22 protein-coding genes and 1 pseudogene are annotated in these 20,293 nt (G+C 42.3%); 7 read left to right on the top strand and 16 right to left on the bottom strand.

The window, feature by feature from the left end:
- Positions 1 to 256: 256 nt before the first annotated feature.
- Positions 257 to 1,135 carry a nucleotidyltransferase-like protein gene (locus OIT90_RS17040; RefSeq protein ID WP_024425790.1) on the bottom strand — a complete coding sequence of 293 codons (879 nt, stop codon included), beginning with the start codon at positions 1,133 to 1,135 and terminating at the stop codon, positions 257 to 259.
- 189 nt (positions 1,136 to 1,324) lie between these two features.
- Between OIT90_RS17040 and OIT90_RS17045 the strand changes: the two genes are divergently transcribed.
- Positions 1,325 to 1,672 (top strand): YgzB family protein, encoded by a 348-nt coding sequence (locus tag OIT90_RS17045; RefSeq protein WP_474892763.1) that lies wholly within the window; start codon positions 1,325 to 1,327, stop codon positions 1,670 to 1,672.
- 35 nt (positions 1,673 to 1,707) lie between these two features.
- Here OIT90_RS17045 and perR read toward each other — a convergent pair whose 3' ends face one another.
- Together perR and bcp are read right to left on the bottom strand one after the other, a co-directional pair.
- Positions 1,708 to 2,145 carry a peroxide-responsive transcriptional repressor PerR gene (gene perR, locus OIT90_RS17050; protein WP_003217782.1) on the bottom strand — a complete coding sequence of 146 codons (438 nt, stop codon included), beginning with the start codon at positions 2,143 to 2,145 and terminating at the stop codon, positions 1,708 to 1,710.
- Between the two features lie 157 nt (positions 2,146 to 2,302).
- Positions 2,303 to 2,770, bottom strand: coding sequence for a thioredoxin-dependent thiol peroxidase (gene bcp / locus OIT90_RS17055; protein ID WP_024425791.1), 468 nt, complete (start codon positions 2,768 to 2,770; stop codon positions 2,303 to 2,305).
- A 129-nt stretch (positions 2,771 to 2,899) separates the two neighbouring features.
- Here bcp and OIT90_RS17060 point away from each other — a divergent pair, with 129 nt between their 5' ends.
- Positions 2,900 to 4,195 carry a glutamate-1-semialdehyde 2,1-aminomutase gene (locus tag OIT90_RS17060; RefSeq protein WP_474892764.1) on the top strand — a complete coding sequence of 432 codons (1,296 nt, stop codon included), beginning with the start codon at positions 2,900 to 2,902 and terminating at the stop codon, positions 4,193 to 4,195.
- A 247-nt stretch (positions 4,196 to 4,442) separates the two neighbouring features.
- On the top strand, positions 4,443 to 5,516 hold the full coding sequence (locus tag OIT90_RS17065) for an FUSC family protein (RefSeq protein ID WP_039177329.1): 1,074 nt from the start codon (positions 4,443 to 4,445) through the stop codon (positions 5,514 to 5,516).
- A gap of 228 nt (positions 5,517 to 5,744) precedes the next feature.
- Here the strand turns inward: OIT90_RS17065 and OIT90_RS17070 are convergent, their stop codons facing one another.
- The 10 genes and pseudogenes from OIT90_RS17070 to fabL form a co-directional block, all read right to left on the bottom strand.
- Positions 5,745 to 6,641 (bottom strand): ABC transporter permease, encoded by an 897-nt coding sequence (locus OIT90_RS17070; RefSeq protein WP_048240058.1) that lies wholly within the window; start codon positions 6,639 to 6,641, stop codon positions 5,745 to 5,747.
- A gap of 17 nt (positions 6,642 to 6,658) precedes the next feature.
- Positions 6,659 to 7,660 (bottom strand): ABC transporter permease, encoded by a 1,002-nt coding sequence (locus tag OIT90_RS17075; protein ID WP_144516526.1) that lies wholly within the window; start codon positions 7,658 to 7,660, stop codon positions 6,659 to 6,661.
- A 61-nt stretch (positions 7,661 to 7,721) separates the two neighbouring features.
- On the bottom strand, positions 7,722 to 9,308 hold the full coding sequence (locus OIT90_RS17080; protein WP_172881328.1) for an ABC transporter substrate-binding protein: 1,587 nt from the start codon (positions 9,306 to 9,308) through the stop codon (positions 7,722 to 7,724).
- Positions 9,283 to 10,260 carry an ABC transporter ATP-binding protein gene (locus OIT90_RS17085; RefSeq protein WP_268502642.1) on the bottom strand — a complete coding sequence of 326 codons (978 nt, stop codon included), beginning with the start codon at positions 10,258 to 10,260 and terminating at the stop codon, positions 9,283 to 9,285. Before OIT90_RS17085 ends, OIT90_RS17080 begins: the two co-directional genes overlap by 26 nt.
- The gene (locus OIT90_RS17090) at positions 10,229 to 11,251 is read right to left on the bottom strand and encodes an ABC transporter ATP-binding protein (protein ID WP_268502644.1); all 1,023 of its coding nucleotides are present in this window, start codon (positions 11,249 to 11,251) and stop codon (positions 10,229 to 10,231) included. The genes OIT90_RS17085 and OIT90_RS17090 overlap by 32 nt, the downstream gene beginning before the upstream one ends.
- A 111-nt stretch (positions 11,252 to 11,362) precedes the next feature.
- Positions 11,363 to 13,105, bottom strand: coding sequence for an ABC transporter ATP-binding protein (locus OIT90_RS17095; protein WP_268475054.1), 1,743 nt, complete (start codon positions 13,103 to 13,105; stop codon positions 11,363 to 11,365).
- A gap of 95 nt (positions 13,106 to 13,200) precedes the next feature.
- Positions 13,201 to 13,731, bottom strand: coding sequence for a nucleoside tri-diphosphate phosphatase (gene ntdP, locus OIT90_RS17100; protein WP_024425209.1), 531 nt, complete (start codon positions 13,729 to 13,731; stop codon positions 13,201 to 13,203).
- A gap of 147 nt (positions 13,732 to 13,878) precedes the next feature.
- Positions 13,879 to 14,139 carry a YgaB family protein gene (locus OIT90_RS17105; RefSeq protein ID WP_047204195.1) on the bottom strand — a complete coding sequence of 87 codons (261 nt, stop codon included), beginning with the start codon at positions 14,137 to 14,139 and terminating at the stop codon, positions 13,879 to 13,881.
- A gap of 174 nt (positions 14,140 to 14,313) precedes the next feature.
- Positions 14,314 to 14,463 (bottom strand): annotated as a pseudogene (locus OIT90_RS17110) (gamma-type small acid-soluble spore protein); the annotation flags it as partial.
- Between the two features lie 75 nt (positions 14,464 to 14,538).
- Entirely contained in the window at positions 14,539 to 15,291 is a 753-nt protein-coding gene (gene fabL, locus OIT90_RS17115) for an enoyl-[acyl-carrier-protein] reductase FabL (RefSeq protein WP_024425211.1), read from the bottom strand.
- Between the two features lie 81 nt (positions 15,292 to 15,372).
- Here fabL and OIT90_RS17120 point away from each other — a divergent pair, with 81 nt between their 5' ends.
- Complete coding sequence (locus OIT90_RS17120; protein WP_044139672.1) at positions 15,373 to 15,597, top strand: hypothetical protein; 225 nt, start codon at positions 15,373 to 15,375, stop codon at positions 15,595 to 15,597.
- Here the strand turns inward: OIT90_RS17120 and mutY are convergent.
- Complete coding sequence (mutY, locus tag OIT90_RS17125) at positions 15,584 to 16,684, bottom strand: A/G-specific adenine glycosylase (RefSeq protein WP_474892765.1); 1,101 nt, start codon at positions 16,682 to 16,684, stop codon at positions 15,584 to 15,586. The two genes, OIT90_RS17120 and mutY, sit on opposite strands and share 14 nt — an antisense overlap.
- A gap of 191 nt (positions 16,685 to 16,875) precedes the next feature.
- Between mutY and OIT90_RS17130 the strand changes: the two genes are divergently transcribed.
- Positions 16,876 to 17,856 carry a metal-dependent hydrolase gene (locus OIT90_RS17130; protein ID WP_034623275.1) on the top strand — a complete coding sequence of 327 codons (981 nt, stop codon included), beginning with the start codon at positions 16,876 to 16,878 and terminating at the stop codon, positions 17,854 to 17,856.
- Between the two features lie 25 nt (positions 17,857 to 17,881).
- Here the strand turns inward: OIT90_RS17130 and rsoA are convergent, their stop codons facing one another.
- Positions 17,882 to 18,103 carry a sigma-O factor regulator RsoA gene (rsoA, locus tag OIT90_RS17135; protein ID WP_474892766.1) on the bottom strand — a complete coding sequence of 74 codons (222 nt, stop codon included), beginning with the start codon at positions 18,101 to 18,103 and terminating at the stop codon, positions 17,882 to 17,884.
- Complete coding sequence (locus tag OIT90_RS17140) at positions 18,051 to 18,653, bottom strand: sigma-70 family RNA polymerase sigma factor (protein ID WP_474892767.1); 603 nt, start codon at positions 18,651 to 18,653, stop codon at positions 18,051 to 18,053. Before OIT90_RS17140 ends, rsoA begins: the two co-directional genes overlap by 53 nt.
- A gap of 166 nt (positions 18,654 to 18,819) precedes the next feature.
- Here OIT90_RS17140 and OIT90_RS17145 point away from each other — a divergent pair, with 166 nt between their 5' ends.
- Entirely contained in the window at positions 18,820 to 18,984 is a 165-nt protein-coding gene (locus tag OIT90_RS17145) for a YvrJ family protein (RefSeq protein ID WP_073204399.1), read from the top strand.
- A gap of 95 nt (positions 18,985 to 19,079) precedes the next feature.
- Positions 19,080 to 20,243, top strand: coding sequence for an oxalate decarboxylase family bicupin (locus tag OIT90_RS17150; RefSeq protein WP_474892768.1), 1,164 nt, complete (start codon positions 19,080 to 19,082; stop codon positions 20,241 to 20,243).
- Positions 20,244 to 20,293 lie beyond the last annotated feature (50 nt).

The raw sequence follows: 20,293 nt of genomic DNA on the forward strand, positions 1-20,293 counted from the left end.
TCCTGCCTCGTCAGCGTTTGACTGACTACCTATGAAGTATCATAGGATTTTTTTATAAAAACTCGAATTAACAGGTACGTTTTGTCTTGTTTAGTTTTCAAAGATCATCTTCGTTATCGCTCAGAGGCGACTTTCTTAATATAACATTTGAGCGCCGTGTGCGTCAAGCGTTTTTTAGAATTTCTTTTTGTCAGCTTTTCTTTCAAAGTAACTCAGTTGCTCGTTAGCGACGCTTAATAATATACCATCATAATATTCATGCGTCAATATCTTTTTTCACAAAATATCCTCGATGATAGATTTTTTGTCCCTTTGTCTCAATCGGCTCCACTTGAACAATTCCTTTTTCCACAAAGAAATCAATCATCACGCTGAGGTCAGGCGTGAAATACTTTAGATCAGGGTGTGCAAGAAGCTCACCAAAAAGCCATATATCCTTCTGTTCCATGACATGACGCAAATGAGCGGCACCAATTTCTGCTTTTGAATGGATCAAAAAATCATTTGCTAAAAATAAAAGTTCTAAACGCTTATGCAGACTTTCATGACTTTCAATCAGTTCTGAATAAAGTTTGTATACTTCGGGCTCCATATGACGCACTTGGTTCCAAACGGTCACTTCTGGGTGGAAGCCTTTATCAATTACTTCAATACGTGCTAAGTGGTGCAGGGCATGCACAATGGAATTATATGCATCAAGGAATTGATTTGACTCAAAAAATGCTTTTCCTTCTATATATCTGCGAATGAGCTTACCATATTCTAAACCGATTTTGAGCTTGCGGTTTGAAAACGGGAATGTACTTAGTTCATCAATTAAGTTGAAAATATATTCATTTCGATCAAACAGGACTTTTCCATTCAAGATCCAATCGATGATTCGGCGGTTAGTACCAAGGGTAATCCATTCCTTCAGTTGATCATCTGTGACAACGTTTAAAGAAGCTGTTTGGTGATCGGATTCATAGTGCTTGATAAATAACGGCTCTTCCGCTTCTTTTACGATGACTAAAAGTGCTGCATCAAAGTTATCCGTCTCAGAAGATACTTTATGTCTTCTTTCTACTATAATCACAGCTAATGTATCTGGATGGCTTGCTCTCTCTTGATAAATAGGACGGAGAAGATTTTCCATAGTGATTCCTCCAATACTCGGGTGTAAAGTTCTTCTCTAATGCTATGTATTTCTCCTCATAGAATCAAAATTCCTTCAATACATGAAAAAAGATCATTGAATCATTATAAGCAATTTATTCACAAAACTCTATAACTAATTCAAACGGAAAGGTAAAATGTGCTATATTGGAGATAAGGGGGACTAGGGATGGCGAAATACTCCAGTAAGATTAATAAAATCAGAACATTTGCACTTAGTTTGGTTTTTGTTGGCTTTCTGATCATGTATATCGGTGTGTTCTTCAAGGAATCGATCTGGCTGTCGACTTTCTTTATGCTGCTCGGCGTCTTATCGATTGGATTAAGTACAGCCGTTTACTTTTGGATTGGTATGCTTTCTACGAAGGCAGTACGTGTCGTTTGTCCAGGCTGTGAGAAGGAAACAAAAGTGCTTGGGCGTGTGGACATGTGCATGCATTGCAAGGAGCCGCTTACACTTGATCCAACATTAGAAGGTAAAGAGTTTGATGAATCCTACAATCGAAAAAAGTCATAAAAATAAGCTGACCATTTAACCGGTCAGCTTTTTCATTAATGATTTTCTTTTTTCGCACATTCTTGACAAGTTCCATAGATCTCCAAGCGATGATGACTAACTGTAAAGCCCGTCACATGGGATGCAAGCTGTTCAACTTCATCAAGGCCAGGATAGTGAAAGTCCACGATTTTTCCGCAGTTTTCACAAATCGCATGGTAGTGGTCAGATGTCGCAAAATCAAATCGGCTTGAGGAATCACCATACGTTAATTCCTTTACTAATCCAGATTCCCGGAAAACTCGTAAATTGTTGTAAACCGTTGCGACACTCATATTTGGAAATTTTCCTTCAAGTGCTTTATATATATCGTCTGCGGTTGGGTGAGTCATAGAATTTACGAGAAACTCCAAGATGGCATGGCGCTGCGGAGTAATTCGAACACCGGTTTCTTTTAGAGCATCTAAAGCGTCTTTTAGTTCGTGAGCAGCCATTTCATCATGCACCTCTCTTCAAAAATATTCTTATATTGTAATCTTTATAAATAGTGTACCCCCAGAGCCGAAACTTTGTCAATTACAATCCTCTTTTTTACCTATTCTTCTTTACAAAAAAGACCGGCATGACTGCCGATCTCATCCTGTTAGGATATTAAGCGTGAGCTTTCAATTCCTCAAGCGCTTCCTCCACGTGGTCTTTTACCTTTACTTTTCGCCATTCTTTCACAAGCGTGCCTTCTTTATTAATAAGAAACGTTGAACGCTCGATTCCCATATATTCTTTGCCAAAGTTCTTTTTCAGCTTCCATACGCCAAAGGCTTCAGACAATTTCTGTTCATCGTCTACAAGAAGCAGGAACGGCAAATCATGTTTTTCTTTAAACTTTTGGTGCTTGTCCTGACTGTCTGGGCTTACGCCGATAATGACAGCATCTAGTTCTGCAAAGCTTTGATGGCGGTCGCGGAAATCACATGCTTCTGTTGTACAGCCTGGTGTCATATCTTTTGGATAGAAATAAAGAACAATATGTTTTCCTTTAAAATCAGAAAGCTTTACTTTCTCCCCATTGTCACCGGTTAATTCAATGTCAGGTACTTGCTGCCCTACTTCGATTGTCATGACACAATCCCTCCAACCTATTTTTTAATTAGCCTATCCAATTTTGAGAGGATATTCAACTAAGGACGCTTGCATCGGCATGTTAAAATAATGATAGACGACGTGATACGTTGAGATAGGAGGCTATTTATGAAATTCACAGAATCAGAAAAATTACATCAAGAGGCGCTGGAGCACATTGTTGGAGGTGTCAACAGCCCGTCTCGTTCATATAAGGCAGTAGGCGGCGGTTCACCCGTTGCGATGGAAAGAGGAGAAGGCGCTTATTTTTGGGATGTTGACGGAAACCGCTATATCGACTATCTAGCAGCATACGGTCCAATTATTACAGGACACGCCCACCCGCATATTACAAAAGCCATCACGAAAGCGGCTGAAACAGGTGTCCTTTACGGAACACCAACGAAGCATGAAGTCACTTTTGCTAAAATGCTGAAGGAAGCCATGCCTGCTTTGGACAAAGTTCGTTTTGTCAACTCAGGTACAGAAGCGGTGATGACAACGATTCGAGTAGCTCGCGCATATACAGGCAGAACAAAAATTATTAAGTTTGCCGGATGCTATCACGGCCACTCTGATCTTGTACTAGTGGCAGCAGGCTCTGGTCCTTCCACTTTAGGAACACCTGATTCCGCGGGTGTACCAAAGAGTATCGCCAATGAAGTCATTACCGTTCCATTTAATGATATTGACAGCTATAAAGAAGCATTGGATCGCTGGGGCGATGAAGTAGCTGCTGTCCTTGTCGAGCCAATTGTCGGGAACTTCGGCATCGTGGAACCTAAGGACGGTTTCCTGCAGCAGGTCAATGACCTCACACATGAAAAAGGCGCACTGGTGATTTATGATGAAGTCATTACCGCTTTCCGCTTTATGTATGGCGGTGCACAGGACTTGCTTCAAGTAAAACCTGACCTTACTGCATTAGGAAAAATTATTGGCGGCGGACTTCCTATCGGTGCTTACGGCGGTAAAAAAGAAATTATGGAGCAAGTTGCTCCGCTTGGACCAGCCTATCAAGCTGGCACAATGGCAGGAAATCCTGCATCCATTCTTTCAGGTATTGCCTGCTTGGAAGTGTTAAAAGTAGACGGCGTTTACGAACGTCTTGATCAGCTTGGCGCTATGTTAGAAGAAGGCATTTTAGCCCATGCCAAAAAGCATCAAGTAGATATTACAGTGAATCGCTTAAAAGGTGCTCTCACAATTTATTTCACAACAGAAACGATTGTGAACTACGAGCAGGCTGAAAATACGGATGGCGAAATGTTTGCCCGCTTCTTCAAATTAATGCTCGCGCAAGGCATTAACCTCGCTCCTTCTAAATATGAAGCTTGGTTCTTAACAATCGCACATACTGAAAAAGATATTTCCGAGACGCTGCAAGCAGTAGATCATGCGTTTGCACAGCTAAAACAATCATAATGAAGTCCAAAACAGGCGTAAAAACATGCGCCTGTTTTTTTATTGACCAGCTCTTGTTTGTCAAAAGCGTGCGAATCTGTTACATTTCTTCTCAATACCTTCTTTTGATGTTTTCATGAACTTTCAAAAATCACTTGAATATTTCGGAAGACCGCTGTATATTACTTAGTTGTTTCATCAAAATATGAATGATAAATGACGAGTGATCATCTATTATCGAAAAGAAAGGAATGCAGGGACAAAACCAATGAAACTTGGAGCCCGTATTTTAAAAACTGGTATTGCCATTGTACTCGCGCTTTACCTGGCAACATGGCTTGGGTTGCCAACGCCCGTCTTCGCGGGAATTGCAGCTGTATTTGCTATCCAGCCATCTATTTATCGATCTTTTTTAACCATTGTTGATCAAGTGCAAGCCAATATTATTGGAGCAGCACTTGCCATTACGTTCGGTCTGCTTTTTGGCACAGGACCAGTCATTATCGGTTTAACCGCCGTCATGGTTATCGCCATTAATTTAAAGCTGAAGATTGAACACACCATTCCGATTGCACTTGTAACCGTCATCGCGATTTTAGAAAGTGCAGGGGATCATTTCCTTTCCTTTGCCTTAATTCGAACAGCTACTGTGGTGTTAGGAGTTCTTTCTTCATTTTTAGTGAATTTAATCTTCCTGCCGCCAAAGTATGAAACAAAGCTTGTTCATCACATTATGGAAAATACGGAGGAGATTTTAAAATGGATCCGTCTGACCTCCAGACAGTCTACTGATCATTCCACTTTAAAGGATGACATCGATCAAATAAAAGAACGCATGATCAAATTAGATCACATTTACTTGTTATACAAAGAAGAACGAAGCTATTTAAAGAAAACCACCTATGTCAAATCAAGAAAGCTTGTTTTGTTCAGGCAGGCCATTATGGCATCAAATCGCGCGCTATATTTGCTGAAAAAGCTTCATAAATTAGAAAATGAGATTCATTTGATGCCAGAGCATTTCAGGGAAAGCCTAACGGATGAAATTGATTATTTACTGTATTGGCATGAGCGCACCTTGATGAAATTCGTCGGAAAAATGAAGCCGCAGGACGATGAATTTCAAAATGAATGCTCTCTTCGCCTTGAGACGTTAACGAAATCATTTATTCAGCATCAGCAAAACCAAGAAAACGACTTACTCGATTACAATATGCTGAATGTCATGTCCAGCATCATTGAGTACCGTGATGAATTAGAGCATTTAGATACATTGATTACAAGCTTCCAGACGTATCACCCAAAAGATAGTGAAATTGAGACAGAAGAAAAAGAAGCATAAACAGAAAAGACCGATTCCTAGAATCGGTCTTAAATTGTTGACAAAGAGCTAAAATGATCTTGATTTTATCTCTTTGTCTTCTTTTCAGCGTGCTCTGAAAACCTTTGCAGTCTAGGAAGAACGAGTACTGGAGCGGAGCGAATTGAGTATTCGTGAGCACCGGCACGCAGGACTGACACCGAATGCGAGGGTTTGTCAGTGCGCTGAGACCGGTTCTGAGAATCGGTCTTATTTTATTTTCTTCATTTTAGGATCCAGTGTGTCTCTTAATCCATCCCCCATCAGGTTAAAGCCTAGAACCGTCAGCATGATTGCTATCCCTGGGAAGAATAATGTCCAAGGGGCTTGAACGAGATAAGGTCTCGCGTCGGCGAGCATTTTTCCCCATTCTGGACTTGGCGCCTGTGCACCCAATCCTAAAAAGCCTAAAGCCGCTGCCTCAATAATTGCCGTTCCGATCGCTAGCGTCGCCTGTACGATGACCGGCACCATACTATTTGGCAGAATGTGGCGCAGCACGATGCGGCGGTGTGACATCCCAACCGCCTTTGCTGCCAGCACGTATTCTTCTTGTTTAATACTCAGTACTTTTGAACGAACGAGCCGTCCAAAAGTTGGGACATTAATAATCGCAATGGCAATAAGGGCATTTTGTAAGGAGGGGCCTAGGATGGAGACAATAGCAATCGCTAAGAGAATGCTAGGAAAAGCAAGTAAAATATCAAACAATCTCGAGATCACAGCATCTAGCACTCTTCCGCCATAGCCAGCTATCAATCCAAGCAGTGTGCCTAAAATGACAGACCCGAGAACCGAGAAGAAACCGACCCATAAGGAAATCCGTGCTCCATGCACAACTCTTGAAAAGATATCTCTACCGAAATCATCTGTACCAAACCAGTGTGCAGCTGAGGGGGCACTAAATCGCTCACCAAGTGATTGTTCATTGATTCCATAAGGAGCAATGAGCGGTGCAAAGATCGCTAGGATGAGAAATAAAAAGACAATCACACTGCCAATGACCGCCAGCTTATGCTGAAAGAACTGTTTCATTGATTCAAGAATCAATGATTGAGGGCGTTCATCTTTTGGCTGAGGTGGGTCAAGCTCTTTTTGTGCTTCCATATTGTCACTCTCCTTCCCTAATATTTAATCCTTGGATCAATAACCGCATACAAGATGTCCACAATGAAATTGATCAGGACAAATATGAGCGCAACGACGAGAATGCCTGTTTGAATGACTGGGTAATCACGATAACTGATGGCGTCATATATATACCGGCCAATTCCCGGCCAAGCAAAAATGGTTTCTGTTAAAATCGCTCCACCAAGTAAGAGGCCTGTCTGAAGACCAATAATCGTCAAGATCGGAATGAGCGCATTTTTCAGACCATGCTGATAAATGATGAACAATGAACGTACCCCTTTTGCTTTTGCTGTTCGAATAAAATCTGAATGAAGCACTTCCAGCATACTTGCCCTTGTAATTCTCGCAATAATCGCTGCAGGGATTGTCGCGAGTGCTGTACTTGGTAAGATCAAATGCTTGATACTGTCAGCGAATTGATCAAACCGGCCTTGCAAAAGCGTGTCCAGTGTATGAATATACGTAATCGATTCGACTGGATTCCTTACGTTTTCTCGACCCGTTGTCGGCAAAACACCTAATTCGATCGAGAACAGCCACTGCCCCATTAAGCCTAACCAGAAAATTGGCATGGACACTCCGATGAGTGCAATAAACATTGCGGCATAATCAAAGAAAGAATGCTTAAACCAAGCACTAATGATTCCGGCATTCACTCCCACGACAATCGCCAGCACCATGGCAAAAAAGGTCAATTCTAACGTCGCAAATAAGTAAGGTTTCATTTCCTGGGCAATAGCCGCTCCTGTTCGAATGGAAGTTCCTAAATCCCCTTTTAAAAGTCCAAGCATATAATGACCGTATTGAACATACCATGGCTGATCTAAACCGAGCTGGATCGTTAATTGTTCTACTGCCTCTTTCGTTGCCCGCTGTCCTAAGATGACCTGCGCTGGATTTCCAGGTATAAAACGAATAATTGAAAACACGACCAATGTCATTCCGATCAGTACTGGGATGAGCATTCCTGCCCGCTTCATACAATAAGCAAACAAACAGCTTTCACCGCCTTCATCTTTGTTTGAATAAGGGAGATATAAGATCTCCCTTATTTGCTTATTCGAAATACACGTCAGTTAAAGCTTCTGAACCGGTTGGATGCGGCTGGTAGCCTTTTAAATCATTAGATGCGGCAAGCATTGGAATTGAATGCACCAATGGAATCCAAGGTGCTTCGTCATGAATGATTTCCTGTGCTTTTTTATACAGCTCATTTCGTTTCTTTTGATCTGTGTCTGTTTGCGCTTCAATGAGGATGTCATGCATTTTATCGTTTTCGAAGAATGTATAGTTGTTACCGCCAATGCTGTCTTTGTCCAGCAGTGTGTAAATGAAATTATCAGGATCGCCATTGTCTCCTGTCCAGCCTAATAAGAACACATCTGCTTCCCCTTTACTTGCTTTATCTAAATAGGTCGCCCAGTCATATGTCACAATTTCTGCTTTGACACCGACTTTTTCAAAATTTGACTGAATGACTTCTGCTACCTTCATCCCATCTGGCATGTATGGACGTGGTACAGGCATCGCCCAAAGTTTGATGCGAAAGCCATCAGGGAAGCCCGCTTCTTTTAATAGTTCTTTCGCTTTTTCTGGATCATACGGATATGGCTCAATGTCATCATTGTAGCCTTCTAAAGCTGGCGGCAATGGATTTTTTGCGGGCTCAGCAAGTCCGCCATAAAATGACTCAATAATCGATTCTTTATCGACCGCATAATTGAGTGCCTGACGAACCAGCTTGTTATCGAGCGGCTTTCTTGTGACGGTCAGTCCGATATACCCTACGTTCATCGATGGTCTTTCAATGAGCTGGAGTGCTTTGTCGGTTTTAATGCCATCTAAATCTGATGGATTCACGCCATCCATTAAGTCGATCTCGCCTGTTTTCAAGGCATTTAAACGAGCAGAGTTTTCTGGAATGGAGCGGAAGATGATTTGATTCAGCTTTGGTTTATCCTTCTGCCAATAATCCTCATTCTTTTCTAACACGATACGGTCGTTTTGCTTCCACTCTTTAAACTTGAATGGTCCTGTCCCCACCGGATTTTCTCTAAATGAATCACCGCTTTTTTCAATAGCCGCTGGACTGGCAATGCCAAATGGTGACATAGCGATGTTTTTAAGGAATGTTGCCTGCGGGCGCTTTAGCTGAAATTCAATTTCATGCTCGCCTTTGACGATGATGTCTTTAATGACATGCCCTTTATCTTTTTTATAGCCGCCAAACATGCCATAGTAAGGGAACTTTTCTGCGTCTCCATTCATCCAGCGGTCAAAGTTGAATTTCACTGCTTCTGCGTTAAAATCTGTGCCATCGTGAAATTTCACACCTTCTCTTAAGTAGAACGTGTATGATTTTCCGTCCTTTGCAACATCCCATTCTGTTGCGAGGCCAGGATGGATGGTCGTGTCTTTCTCACCGTAATTCAAAAGCTTTTCAAATATATTCTCTGTGACCTTGAAGGTTTCACCTTCTGTCGTTGTGATTGGATCTAGTGAAGTGGAATCTCCCCCTCTGCCAAATACGAGGGTATCTTTTGTTGCCTTTTCTTCCGATGTCGGTGAAGACGAGCATCCCCCTAAAAAGAGCGCCAGTGCCAGCACAAAAATGAAACTACTGAATAACCATGTCTTCTTCATTGTGTTCCTCCTTTTGATATAAATAACACGCGGCTGCGTGCCCCGGTTCCTTCTCATACAAAGCAGGAACGGCTTTCAGGCATGTCTCCCATCTTTTTGGACACCTTTTGTAGAAAGGACAGCCGCCGCGTTCCGTCATTGTGATCTCTTCTGCTGCCACATCTTGCGCCTCTAGTACGTGATCCATATGTGGAATGGATTTCAGAAGCAGCGACGTATAGGGATGAAGCGGGCTGTGAAACACCTCTTCGGCAGGCCCCATCTCGACAATGCGCCCAGCATACATGACGGCGATCCGGTCGCTCATATATCTGACAACCCCAAGGTCGTGAGAAATAAACAGATACGTAAGAGAAAGCGTCTTTTGCAATTCAAGCATCAAATTCAAAATTTGCGCTTGAACGGATACATCTAAAGCCGAAACTGGTTCATCGGCAATGACAAGACTTGGGTGCGTAATGAGCGCTCTAGCAATGCCAATACGCTGCCTTTGTCCGCCGCTGAATTGGTGCGCATAACGTTCCCCGTAGGAAGGATCAAATCCAACAATGTGCAGCATCTCTTTAACCCGTTTCCGTCTTTCTGCTTTCGTCCCATGATGATGAACAATCAGCGGTTCCTCTAAAATATCTTTGATTTTCATTCTCGGATTTAAAGAAGCATAAGGATCTTGAAAGATCATTTGAATATCTTTTCTTAAGGAACGCATGTCTCGTTCTTTCAGAAGGGTGATCTCCCGCCTTTTTAATTGAATAGAGCCTGACGTCGGTTCAGTCAATCTCATCAAGCTTTTGCCAAGTGTTGATTTCCCGCAGCCTGATTCACCAACAATGCCAAGCGTTTCTCCTTCCTTCACGTGAAAGGAGACTTGATTTAAAGCCAAAGTCGATTGTTTATGTTTAGAAAAAAAAGCGGCTGTGTCATACCGTTTTGTCAGTTGATTCACTTGCAAGAGTGGGTGACTCAGTGTCTTCTCCTCCTTCCATTAGAAAACATGCCACGCGGTGATTGTGTTCAATGGATTGTAAGGCTGGATCTTTTTCAAGACATTGCGCCATTTGATATCGGCAGCGTGGTGCAAATTGACAGCCGGACCGGATGGCCCCTGGCTTAGGCACATGACCTGCAATAGAGATGAGTTTTTCTTTTTTCTCTTTAAACGATGGGACTGAGGCGAAAAGACCTTTCGTGTAGGGATGCAGAGGTTTTTGAAAAATACGGTCAACGGTTCCTTCTTCTACAATTCGACCGGCATACATAATCATGACTCGCTGGCATATTTGCCGCACGACGCCTAGATCGTGAGTAATAAATAAAATAGCTGTGTCCATCTCTTCGTTCAGCTTTTTGAGCAGACGAAGGATTTGCGCTTGGATGGTGACATCAAGTGCAGTCGTCGGTTCATCAGCGATCATGAGCTTTGGGTGACAAAGCATTGCCATTGCAATCATCACACGCTGGCGCATACCGCCTGATAATTCATGTGGATATTTTTTCAGCAGCGATTCTGCTTGCTTCAACCCAACTGTTTGAAGAAGATCAATCGCCTTCGCTTTTGCTTCTTTTTGACCGATTGATTGATGTGTGAAAAGGGCTTCCGTCATTTGTTTGCCGATGGTCATCAATGGATTCAGAGAAGTCATGGGCTCTTGGAAAATCATCGAAATGTCATTTCCTCTTATCTCTCGCCACTCTTTCTCTGAAAGTGACAGCAGATTTTGCCCTTCGAAATGAACCTCGCCCGTTGTATCGGTTTGCTGATTCAATCCCATTAATGACATGCTTGTGATACTTTTCCCGCAGCCAGATTCGCCCACAATTCCTAACGTTTCTCCTTTTTGAATTGAGAACGATATGTGATGGACGATGGGCACTTTTTGTTTTTTCTGCTGAAACGCAATGGACAGCTGTTTGACATCTAGCAGCACGTCTTGTTCTTTCACATATTCACCACCCCGTCATACTTTTTAAAATTGTATTGAGACAAGCTGGGAAATATGTCATGTTTTTGACAACATAAAAAAGCCTATCCGCTAGAATCGGATAGGCTTCTACTAATTTAATGTTTGAATGGTAAATAAATGACGATAGTGGCTGTCTCGGTTCATTAATTCTTCGTGTGTTCCTTTTTCCACTATTTCGCCTTGTTCCATGACCACAATTTGGTCAGCATGTGTAATGGTTGATAAGCGGTGTGCGACAATAAAGGTTGTGCGGTCCTTCGCCAGCTTTTGCATCGCTTCTTGAATGTAATGCTCACTTTCTAAATCAAGTGCAGACGTCGCTTCGTCTAAAATCAACAGCGGTGGATTTTTAAGAAATACCCTCGCAATCGAAATTCGCTGTTTTTGTCCGCCTGATAGCTTTACGCCCCGTTCTCCTACTTTCGTGTCATATCCTTCAGGAAGAGACATAATAAAATCATGCGCATTTGCCGCTTTTGCAGCCGACACGATTTTTTCAAAAGGTGCTTCAGGGTCACCAACCGCAATATTTTCTTTAATCGTGTCACTGAATAGGAATGTATCCTGCAGCACCATTCCGACTTGATTTCGAAGACTTCTTGCTTTGTACTCTTTTATATCAATGCCGTCAATTTCAAGTGACCCGTTTGTGACATCATAAAACCTTGGAATTAAGCTCACGAGTGTCGATTTTCCTCCACCACTCATTCCTACAAGCGCAACCGTTTGTCCTTTTTCTACTTTTAAGGAGATGTTGTGCAGAATCTCTTCCTGCGTGTGTTCATAACGAAACGACACATTTTTAAACTCTACCTCTCCTTTTAAATGATTGGCTTCTTTTGCATTCGACCGGTCTGTGACCTCATATGGCTCATCAATAAACTCAAATATCCGATCCATTGACGCAACGGACTGAGTTAACGTCGTAGATGAGTTAATGAGACGGCGAATCGGGTTGTACATCCGGTCAATATAGCCGACAAAGGCGATCATGGTCCCGATCGACAGCGATCCGTTAATTACTGTGTAACCCGCAAATGCAATGATTAACAGCGGCGCAATATCGGTGATGGTATTGACGACAGCAAATGTTTTGGCGTTCCAATTCGTATGGTTGATTGCTTTGTTTAAGAAATTTTTGTTTTCATCATGAAAATTCTCTTGTTCATATTCTTCAATCGCAAAGCTTCGAATGACCGGCATTCCTTGAACACGCTCGTGCAAATGCCCTTGCACTTCTGCCAGCGCCTGTGACCGCTCTTTTGTCAGCTTACGAAGCCGTCCGTAAAAATACTTTACTGCAAAAGCGTATAGCGGAAAAATAATGACAGACACGATGGTGAGCTTCAGATCCAGTGTACACATAATAGCGATCACGATTAGTACGGTCATCATATCGAGCCAAATGTTCATAAGACCTGTGATGACAAATTCCTTTGTCTGCTCCACATCGTTGATCACTCTTGAAATAATTTCTCCTGTTCTCGTGTTGGCATAATAACGAAGACTTAGCTTTTGAATATGCGAGAACAGCTTCTCCCGAATATCAAACAATACTTTACTGCCTGTCCACTGTGCGTAGTATTGTCTATAGTATTCAACAGGCGGTCTCATCACTAAAAATAATACGAGCATGATTCCCATTATGATCAGTAGAGTTGATGTCTTTTCTTCAGGCGACCCCGAGCCTTGAATGACATCATCAATGACATACTTTAAAAGCAGAGGCAATGTTAACGGAATCGAGAATTTAATCATTCCGATGACCATTGTTAATGCAATCTGTTTTTTATACGGTGTTACAAAAGCCATGTAGCGTTTAATGACCCCCATGTAAATCTCCTTCCCAATCTATCAGTGCCTCTTATCCGTACGCAGTCAAAAACCTGTTAGCCTAAAAAGCCAAACAGGTTTTTTGATGCTCTTGCTTATTTTGTATAATGTAAAAAACGTTCATACCACATATCCACAAATTCAGGAGCAAACGGACCTTTCCGCTGGTGAATCCAATGCAGTAATGTATTTAGATGCTCTCTTAAGATACTATCGATTTCTTTTGGATAATTCATCTGCCTCTTATGATCTGCATATTCGTCCTCATCCAAAATATTGTACGTCATGTCTGGAAAGACTTTGACGTCTAAATCGTAATCAATATACTTAATTGCCTCATCATCTGTCGCAAAAGGAGAGCTGATGTTGCAGTAGTAATATACCCCATCATCTCTAAGCATCCCAATTACATTAAACCATTGTTTTGCATGGAAATAGCAAATAGCCGGTTCTCTCGTCATCCAAGTACGGCCGTCGGATTCAGTCACCATTGTACGGTCGTTTGCACCAATGATACACAATTCCGTTGCTTTCAGAATGGTGGTTTCATTCCAAATCCTGTGGATCAAGCCATTGTGTTTATAGCTTTGAATTTGGATGGTTTCTCCTTCCTTGGGATAGCCCATATTTTCTCCCCTACTTTCTATAACAAACAAACCTAACAGTCCAAAGACCTAATTTCCCAACTAAACATGTCTCTATTATATTATACCGTTACATCATTAAAAAATGAAATGAAAAAGCCATTCAACCCAATTGAACGGCACACTGATTTACATCACGCTAGAACTCTTTTCCATCTGTTTATATGAATTGATGACCTCTTCTGTCTGTTTTGTAAATAAGGTTTGCACTTTTTGCAGTTCCTCACGTTTCTGTTTGATCTGAACACAAAGCCTATGCCACTCTTCTTTTTTTTCATCCTGCAGCAATTGTTTTTCTGTTTCTAAGCATAGATCGAGTTCTCCCTGCACGTCGAGCAGCTGATCCATGAGCTGCATTTGTTCTTTTACAAGCTGATCGAAATCAGACATCTAACTCCTCCCTTTTCATCGAATCCACTTTTTGTATGTATACCATTTCTTGAAAGAAGGAGGAAATCCTTTGACTGTTTATGTAGAGGTTTTACAGGTTTTGTCGGATGGTGGTGCGAGGCAAAAAGAAAAGCACTTCATTCGTATATGAAGTGCTTTCCTTTGTTTCAGTGATTAGCTGTTTTGTTGTTTGTTTTGCTCAGCTTTTTGGTTGTATTTTTTTACATGCTGTGCGTCAGTCTCGCTAGCAAATTCAGTGCCGTATTGACCACCTTGTGCAGCAGCTTGGTTTTGTTTCTTCACTTGTTGTGCGTTTGTTTTGTTTTGTTGTTGATCCATCATTATCACCTCCACGCACATTAATTTGTGCAGAAGGTGTACATCCTATTCATGATTTTTTTAAACAAGCAAAGAACGTCCGCCATCGACAATAATCGTCTGGCCTCTAATCATGTCTGCTTTGCCTGATACAAGGAATTCCACGCTGTCGACCATGTCTTTAATTTCCACCATTCGACCGGCAGGTGTGTTTTTCTTCGCATCTTCTAAAAGCTCTTCACGGTTCGGGAAGTGCTTAAGTGCATCTGTATCGATTGCGCCGCCTGATACAGCGTTGACGACGATATTTTTTTGTGAAAGCTCAACTGAAAGGTAACGTGTCAAAGCTTCTAGTGCTGCTTTTGATACACCGACTACTGTGTAATTTTCAAGGTAGCGAATAGAGCCTAGTGAGCTAATGCTGACGATATGTCCGCCCCCGTTTTTCTCCATTAGTTTCGCCGCTTCTTGTCCGCAGAATAACAAAGCTTTCGCATTGATATTCATCGTCCAGTCCCAATGATTTTCTTCAAGGTCCATAATGGGACGCTGAACACCTGATGCCGCATTGTTCACAAATACATCTAAACGGCCAAAGGTTTCGTCAATTTGCTGAAACATGTCTTTGATTTTCTCAGGCTGGCCTACATTGGCTTTGACAACCAATGTTTTGACACCCATCGCTTCAATTTCTTCCGCTGTTTCAAGTGCGGCTTTTTTGCTTCTCGCATAGTTAATGACAATGTCATATCCTTTTTCAGCGAGGCGAAGGGCTACTTCTTTCCCTACTCCTCTGCTGCTTCCTGTAATTAATGCACATTTACGTTGACTCATTATGGTTCATCTCCTGATTTGAATAGTTTTCGTTCATTCGCTTCACACTAATAGGAAAGTTCCTATTAGGAGGTTACATTCATGTATGTCGGACGCGATTTAAGCCAGCTTGGCATGATGTCCAAGGATCAATGGAAAGATACTGAGCTTGCTTACTTTCATCATGCTTTCCAACAAATTTTACCTTATTTGAACGAAGAAGGGCAATCTAAGTATCGAGAAATCATTTCTGAAATCGAAAACCGCGGGGGATTGCACAGAAATGAAGCTGATTATACCCACGGGACAACGGTTAAATACGACTAGGCTGTTCAAGTGCCAGCTTCCAAATTTTTTGGTGTGAGACTGGCAAAGCATACGCCTCAAATTCTTCTGTTGTGACTTTTTTCAGCACCGTGTCATCAGATACAGAGCTAACTCGTCCAAAGAAAACAGAAATATTCCAGATGAGGTGGGTAAACACATGCTGAATGGTGCCTTCTAAATCACCAAGCTCCGCTTGTACACCTGCCTCCTCTTTTAAGAAATCAATCAGCTGCTCTTTTTCCGTTTTTCTTCCCTTCGTTGTTTCCATGTTAGGGAATTCCCATAAATTCGCAAGAAGGCCTGTACTTGGCCGCTTATGAATATATAGGTTGCCTGCGTCATCAAATAACACCGCTGCTGCCATTGATTTTGCAGTCGGCTTTTTCTTTTTGCTTTTCACTGGGAGCTCATGCTGAACGCCTTCCTCGAATGCCGAGCAATGCATGTTCACAGGGCAAATGAGGCAGGCAGGGGATGTTGGGGTACAAATGAGCGCACCAAGCTCCATCAACCCTTGATTAAATTCTGACGGCTTTTCCCGGGAAATGAGCTGATCGACCGCAAATTCGAAAATATTTCTCGTTTTTGGTTTTGCAATATCATCCCATACCGACAAAATACGAGAAATGACCCTCATCACGTTGCCGTCTACCGCAGGATACGGCTTGTTATAGGCGATACTCAGCACTGCGCCGCTCGTATATGGGCCTACACCTTTGAGCTTTGAAAATTGCTCTTTCGTATCAGGGACAACGCCACCGTAGGATTCATATACTTCTTTCACAGCTGCCTGTAAATTACGCACTCTTGAGTAGTAGCCAAGACCTTCCCATGCTTTCATGACCTTTTCTTCATCAGCTAAAGCGAGATCCTTTACGGTTGGGAATTGCTCCATAAACCGGTTGAAGTACGGAATGACCGTATCCACTCTCGTTTGCTGAAGCATGACTTCTGATACCCAGACGCGGTATGGATCTTGATTTTCACGCCATGGCAATGTTCGTTGTTCTTTTTCATACCAATCAATTAAATCATGCTGAAAGCCCGCAATATCTTTGCGGTCCAGCTTTTCTTGAATGTCTTTCATATCTATACTCCTTCTCATTGGACCGAGGGCTAACGTTCTGAATAGAACCTTATTTGTTGTATACTGTTTGTAGATACGTTAACATGTTACATTAAATCGGGATAAAGCAAAAGTGATTTTGCACATAGTCTTGATTGGAGACGTATACTTTGTATGATTGTTCCTAAGCATGATAACTAGGAGGTAATCAATTGGACACTGGTACTCATGTAGTAATGGGCATTTCTCTTGGGGGACTTGCACTTTTAGATCCAGCCGTCAGCGCAGATCCACACATGGCACACGCCGTAATGATCGCGACCATCGCCGGCTCCCAAGCACCAGACATTGATACTGTGCTAAAACTAAAAAATAATGCGGTTTATATAAGAAATCACCGAGGATTTACACATTCCATTCCGGCTGTACTGTTTTGGTCATTGCTGATTCCGGCTGTGATTTTTCCATTTGTGCCGGGGGCGAATTTACTTCACCTTTGGTTATGGACACTATTAGCTGTTGTGCTTCATGTGTTTGTTGATATTTTCAATGCATACGGTACGCAGGCCATTCGTCCATTTTCGAAGAAATGGGTCGCTCTTGGGATCATTAATACGTTTGATCCGTTTATCTTTTTTACACACCTTGTCGCCATAGTCGTTTGGGCGATTGGCGGGCATCCCGGCTATACGTTCATCACGCTGTATGCGGTGATTTTCTGTTACTATATCGTCAGGGTCATCATGCAGCTTCAGATTAAACGTCAGCTGCGTGCACGGTTTGATGAAATTGAAGAGATTATCATTTCGCCTACAATGAAGTTCAGACAATGGCGCATTGCCGTGAAATGTAAATCCTCTTTCCATGTTGGGCGCAGCATGAATGGAGAAGTCGTCATTTTAGACACCTTTAACCGAGTGCCGGTCCCTGATACTGAAATTATGAAAATTGCTAAGCAAGATGAAAACATTTCAGCCTTTCTCTCCTTCTCCCCTGTCTACCGGTGGGAAGTGGATAAATACAAGGATCATTATGAGGTGCGGTTCATTGATTTACGCTACCGCAGCAAAGGTCATTATCCTTTTGTCGCGATCTGCCATATCGACATGGACCACCAAATCAAAAATTCCTATACCGGCTGGATTTTCAGTGAAGAAAAACTGCAAAAAAAATTAAGACTCGGCTCTGTGTGAGCGAGTCTTTTTTTGTGTTTTACTCTTACAACTTCGTCATATATTCCACAATAAACTCCCAAAATCCAGGTCCATCTTTGTAAATTAGCCAGTCTATTTTTTCGATGAGTTTGATATAGAGTTCTTGTTCGAGGTCTTCTCTTTCTTGATATGCCGTGTTTTGTAGTCTCTTTTTGATCATGGGTGTGAAGGTTTCAATGAGTTCTTCCATTTCTCCATTGGTCATTTTGTCTTCTTGCACGGACATCTCCCCCTGTTTCTTCTTTTAGTTTGCTGAGCGCTTTTTTGTGTATGTTTGAGATGTTTTGTCTTGTTTCGCCTAACTGATCGGCTATTTCCTTCATTGTTTGGCCTTCGACATAGATTTGGGTTAGGACCATTTTTTGTTTGTCTGTGAGCTGCTGGTAGGCCTTGTACAATGTTTGATCTTGCAGATGCTCCCCTAAGTCTTGCTGGTTGAAGAGCACGGCTTCATACGTATCTGTTTGAACAGGGTCTTTCACTTCTTGTGTATCAGGATGATCGAGTATGAGTGGAAAACGCTGCTGCTTCTTTTTGACTCGTTTGTCAAAGTCGACTGAAAAGATGCGTATCATTGTGGAGATATACTTGATGATGCGGATTTTCTGATAGAACTGTTTGAACTCGGAATCTAGTTTTTTGGCATTTTCCTCGTTTGGCTCTTCCATGACTTGCCGGAGCAGCTGCTCGTTTTTCGGGTTGCTTAAAAACTGCTGAATGAGCGGGTGATCAATGATTTCTTTCCATTTTGCTTTCAATAACAGCCGATAATCCATGTGCATCCTCCCCTTTGTTCCCTCTACTAGCATTAAGTGGACAAAAGTTAAAAAAAGTAAACTTCGTGAAACGGGTCTAATGGTTCATTTTATCCCCCTCTGCTTTCCTTTTTCTTCTTTCATACCACTTATATAGAAGACGAGTATCCGCTGGGGGGTGAGACAAATGGAGACCTTTTTTTCAGAGGAATGGCTGAAGCAGCTCGGTCAGGCTGGCTTCCCTGCCATTTTGACGGTTTACTTGCTGACACGCTTTGAACGAAAGTTTGATGAATTAAGCAAGCTCATCCAACGATTAGTCGCTGCTCAAAAAAATGATGAATCAGATTGACATCTGCTTGATTCGTTTCACCTTATGAAAACGAGGGCGAAATGAAAGGCCTTTTAGTCACCTCACACAATACGATGTTGAAAGGGGATTTTATCATGAGTGAAAAGCCAAATGGAATACCACAGCCGATTCGAGGAGAAAAAGGAGCAACGGTCAAAATTCCACGTAATCTCGAGCGGGACAGACAAAATCCAGATATGCTCACGCCGCCAGAAACCGATCATGGAACGGTCTCCAACATGAAATATTCTTTTTCTGATACACACAATCGTTTAGAAAAAGGCGGCTACGCCCGCGAGGTAACAGTCCGCGAACTGCCGATCTCTAAAAGTCTTGCATCTGTTAATATGCGGCTAAAGCCTGGTGCGATTCGTGAGCTGCACTGGCATAAGGAAGCGGAATGGGCATACATGATTTATGGGGAAGCCCGGATTACATCGGTTGATGCAGAGGGGCGCAATTTTACAGAGGATGTGACTGAGGGTGATTTGTGGTACTTCCCATCTGGCCTGCCGCACTCTATCCAAGCACTTGAACCGGGAGCTGAATTCTTGCTTGTGTTTGATGATGGGTCATTCTCAGAAAATAGTACGTTCCAAGTAACGGATTGGCTTGCCCACACGCCAGAGGAAGTCGTGCTTAAGAACTTCGGTATGACAAAAGAGCAGTTTGACAAGCTGCCAGAGAAAGAGAAGTATATTTTCCAAAAAGGAATTCCTGGTTCCCTTGAATGTGACAAGGTGAAAACAGAGCAAGGAGAAGTCCCGAATTCCTTTAAATATGAGCTGTTAAAACAGGAGCCGATTACGTCAAGTGGCGGACAAGTGTGGATTGCGGACTCTACCAATTTCAAAGCGTCTAAAACGATTGCATCCGCTCTTGTGAAAGTTGATCCAGGTGCCATTCGCGAGCTGCATTGGCATCCAAATACGGATGAATGGCAATATTTCATTTCTGGAAAAGCACGAATGACGGTATTTGCTTCTGATGGACATGCGAGAACCTTCAACTATCAGGCGGGAGACGTTGGATATGTCCCATTTGCGATGGGGCATTATGTAGAAAATACAGGCGACGAACCGCTTTATTTCTTAGAAATCTTTAAGAGCGATCATTATGCAGATATCTCGCTTAATCAGTGGCTTGCGGTTACACCGAAACAGCTTGTTCTTGATCATTTAGATCAAAGCGAAGATTTCTTAAAACTGCTTGATACTGAAAAACATCCTGTGATCGCTGCACCTAAAAAAGAGGATTAACGTTTGACTTCCTGCAAAAAGGCTGTCCTTTTTGCAGGTATCTTCATGTA

This window comes from Bacillus sp. ABR, from assembly GCF_056172715.1.

Coding starts and splice junctions, on each gene's coding strand:
- OIT90_RS17040 (WP_024425790.1), bottom strand. CDS start 1,135: ATGGAAAATCTTCTCCGTCCTATTTATCAAGAGAGAGCAAGCCATCCA.
- OIT90_RS17045 (WP_474892763.1), top strand. CDS start 1,325: ATGGCGAAATACTCCAGTAAGATTAATAAAATCAGAACATTTGCACTT.
- perR (WP_003217782.1), bottom strand. CDS start 2,145: ATGGCTGCTCACGAACTAAAAGACGCTTTAGATGCTCTAAAAGAAACC.
- bcp (WP_024425791.1), bottom strand. CDS start 2,770: ATGACAATCGAAGTAGGGCAGCAAGTACCTGACATTGAATTAACCGGT.
- OIT90_RS17060 (WP_474892764.1), top strand. CDS start 2,900: ATGAAATTCACAGAATCAGAAAAATTACATCAAGAGGCGCTGGAGCAC.
- OIT90_RS17065 (WP_039177329.1), top strand. CDS start 4,443: ATGAAACTTGGAGCCCGTATTTTAAAAACTGGTATTGCCATTGTACTC.
- OIT90_RS17070 (WP_048240058.1), bottom strand. CDS start 6,641: ATGGAAGCACAAAAAGAGCTTGACCCACCTCAGCCAAAAGATGAACGC.
- OIT90_RS17080 (WP_172881328.1), bottom strand. CDS start 9,308: ATGAAGAAGACATGGTTATTCAGTAGTTTCATTTTTGTGCTGGCACTG.
- OIT90_RS17095 (WP_268475054.1), bottom strand. CDS start 13,105: ATGGGGGTCATTAAACGCTACATGGCTTTTGTAACACCGTATAAAAAA.
- ntdP (WP_024425209.1), bottom strand. CDS start 13,731: ATGGGCTATCCCAAGGAAGGAGAAACCATCCAAATTCAAAGCTATAAA.
- OIT90_RS17105 (WP_047204195.1), bottom strand. CDS start 14,139: ATGTCTGATTTCGATCAGCTTGTAAAAGAACAAATGCAGCTCATGGAT.
- fabL (WP_024425211.1), bottom strand. CDS start 15,291: ATGAGTCAACGTAAATGTGCATTAATTACAGGAAGCAGCAGAGGAGTA.
- OIT90_RS17120 (WP_044139672.1), top strand. CDS start 15,373: ATGTATGTCGGACGCGATTTAAGCCAGCTTGGCATGATGTCCAAGGAT.
- mutY (WP_474892765.1), bottom strand. CDS start 16,684: ATGAAAGACATTCAAGAAAAGCTGGACCGCAAAGATATTGCGGGCTTT.
- rsoA (WP_474892766.1), bottom strand. CDS start 18,103: ATGTCCGTGCAAGAAGACAAAATGACCAATGGAGAAATGGAAGAACTC.
- OIT90_RS17140 (WP_474892767.1), bottom strand. CDS start 18,653: ATGGATTATCGGCTGTTATTGAAAGCAAAATGGAAAGAAATCATTGAT.
- OIT90_RS17145 (WP_073204399.1), top strand. CDS start 18,820: ATGGAGACCTTTTTTTCAGAGGAATGGCTGAAGCAGCTCGGTCAGGCT.
- OIT90_RS17150 (WP_474892768.1), top strand. CDS start 19,080: ATGAGTGAAAAGCCAAATGGAATACCACAGCCGATTCGAGGAGAAAAA.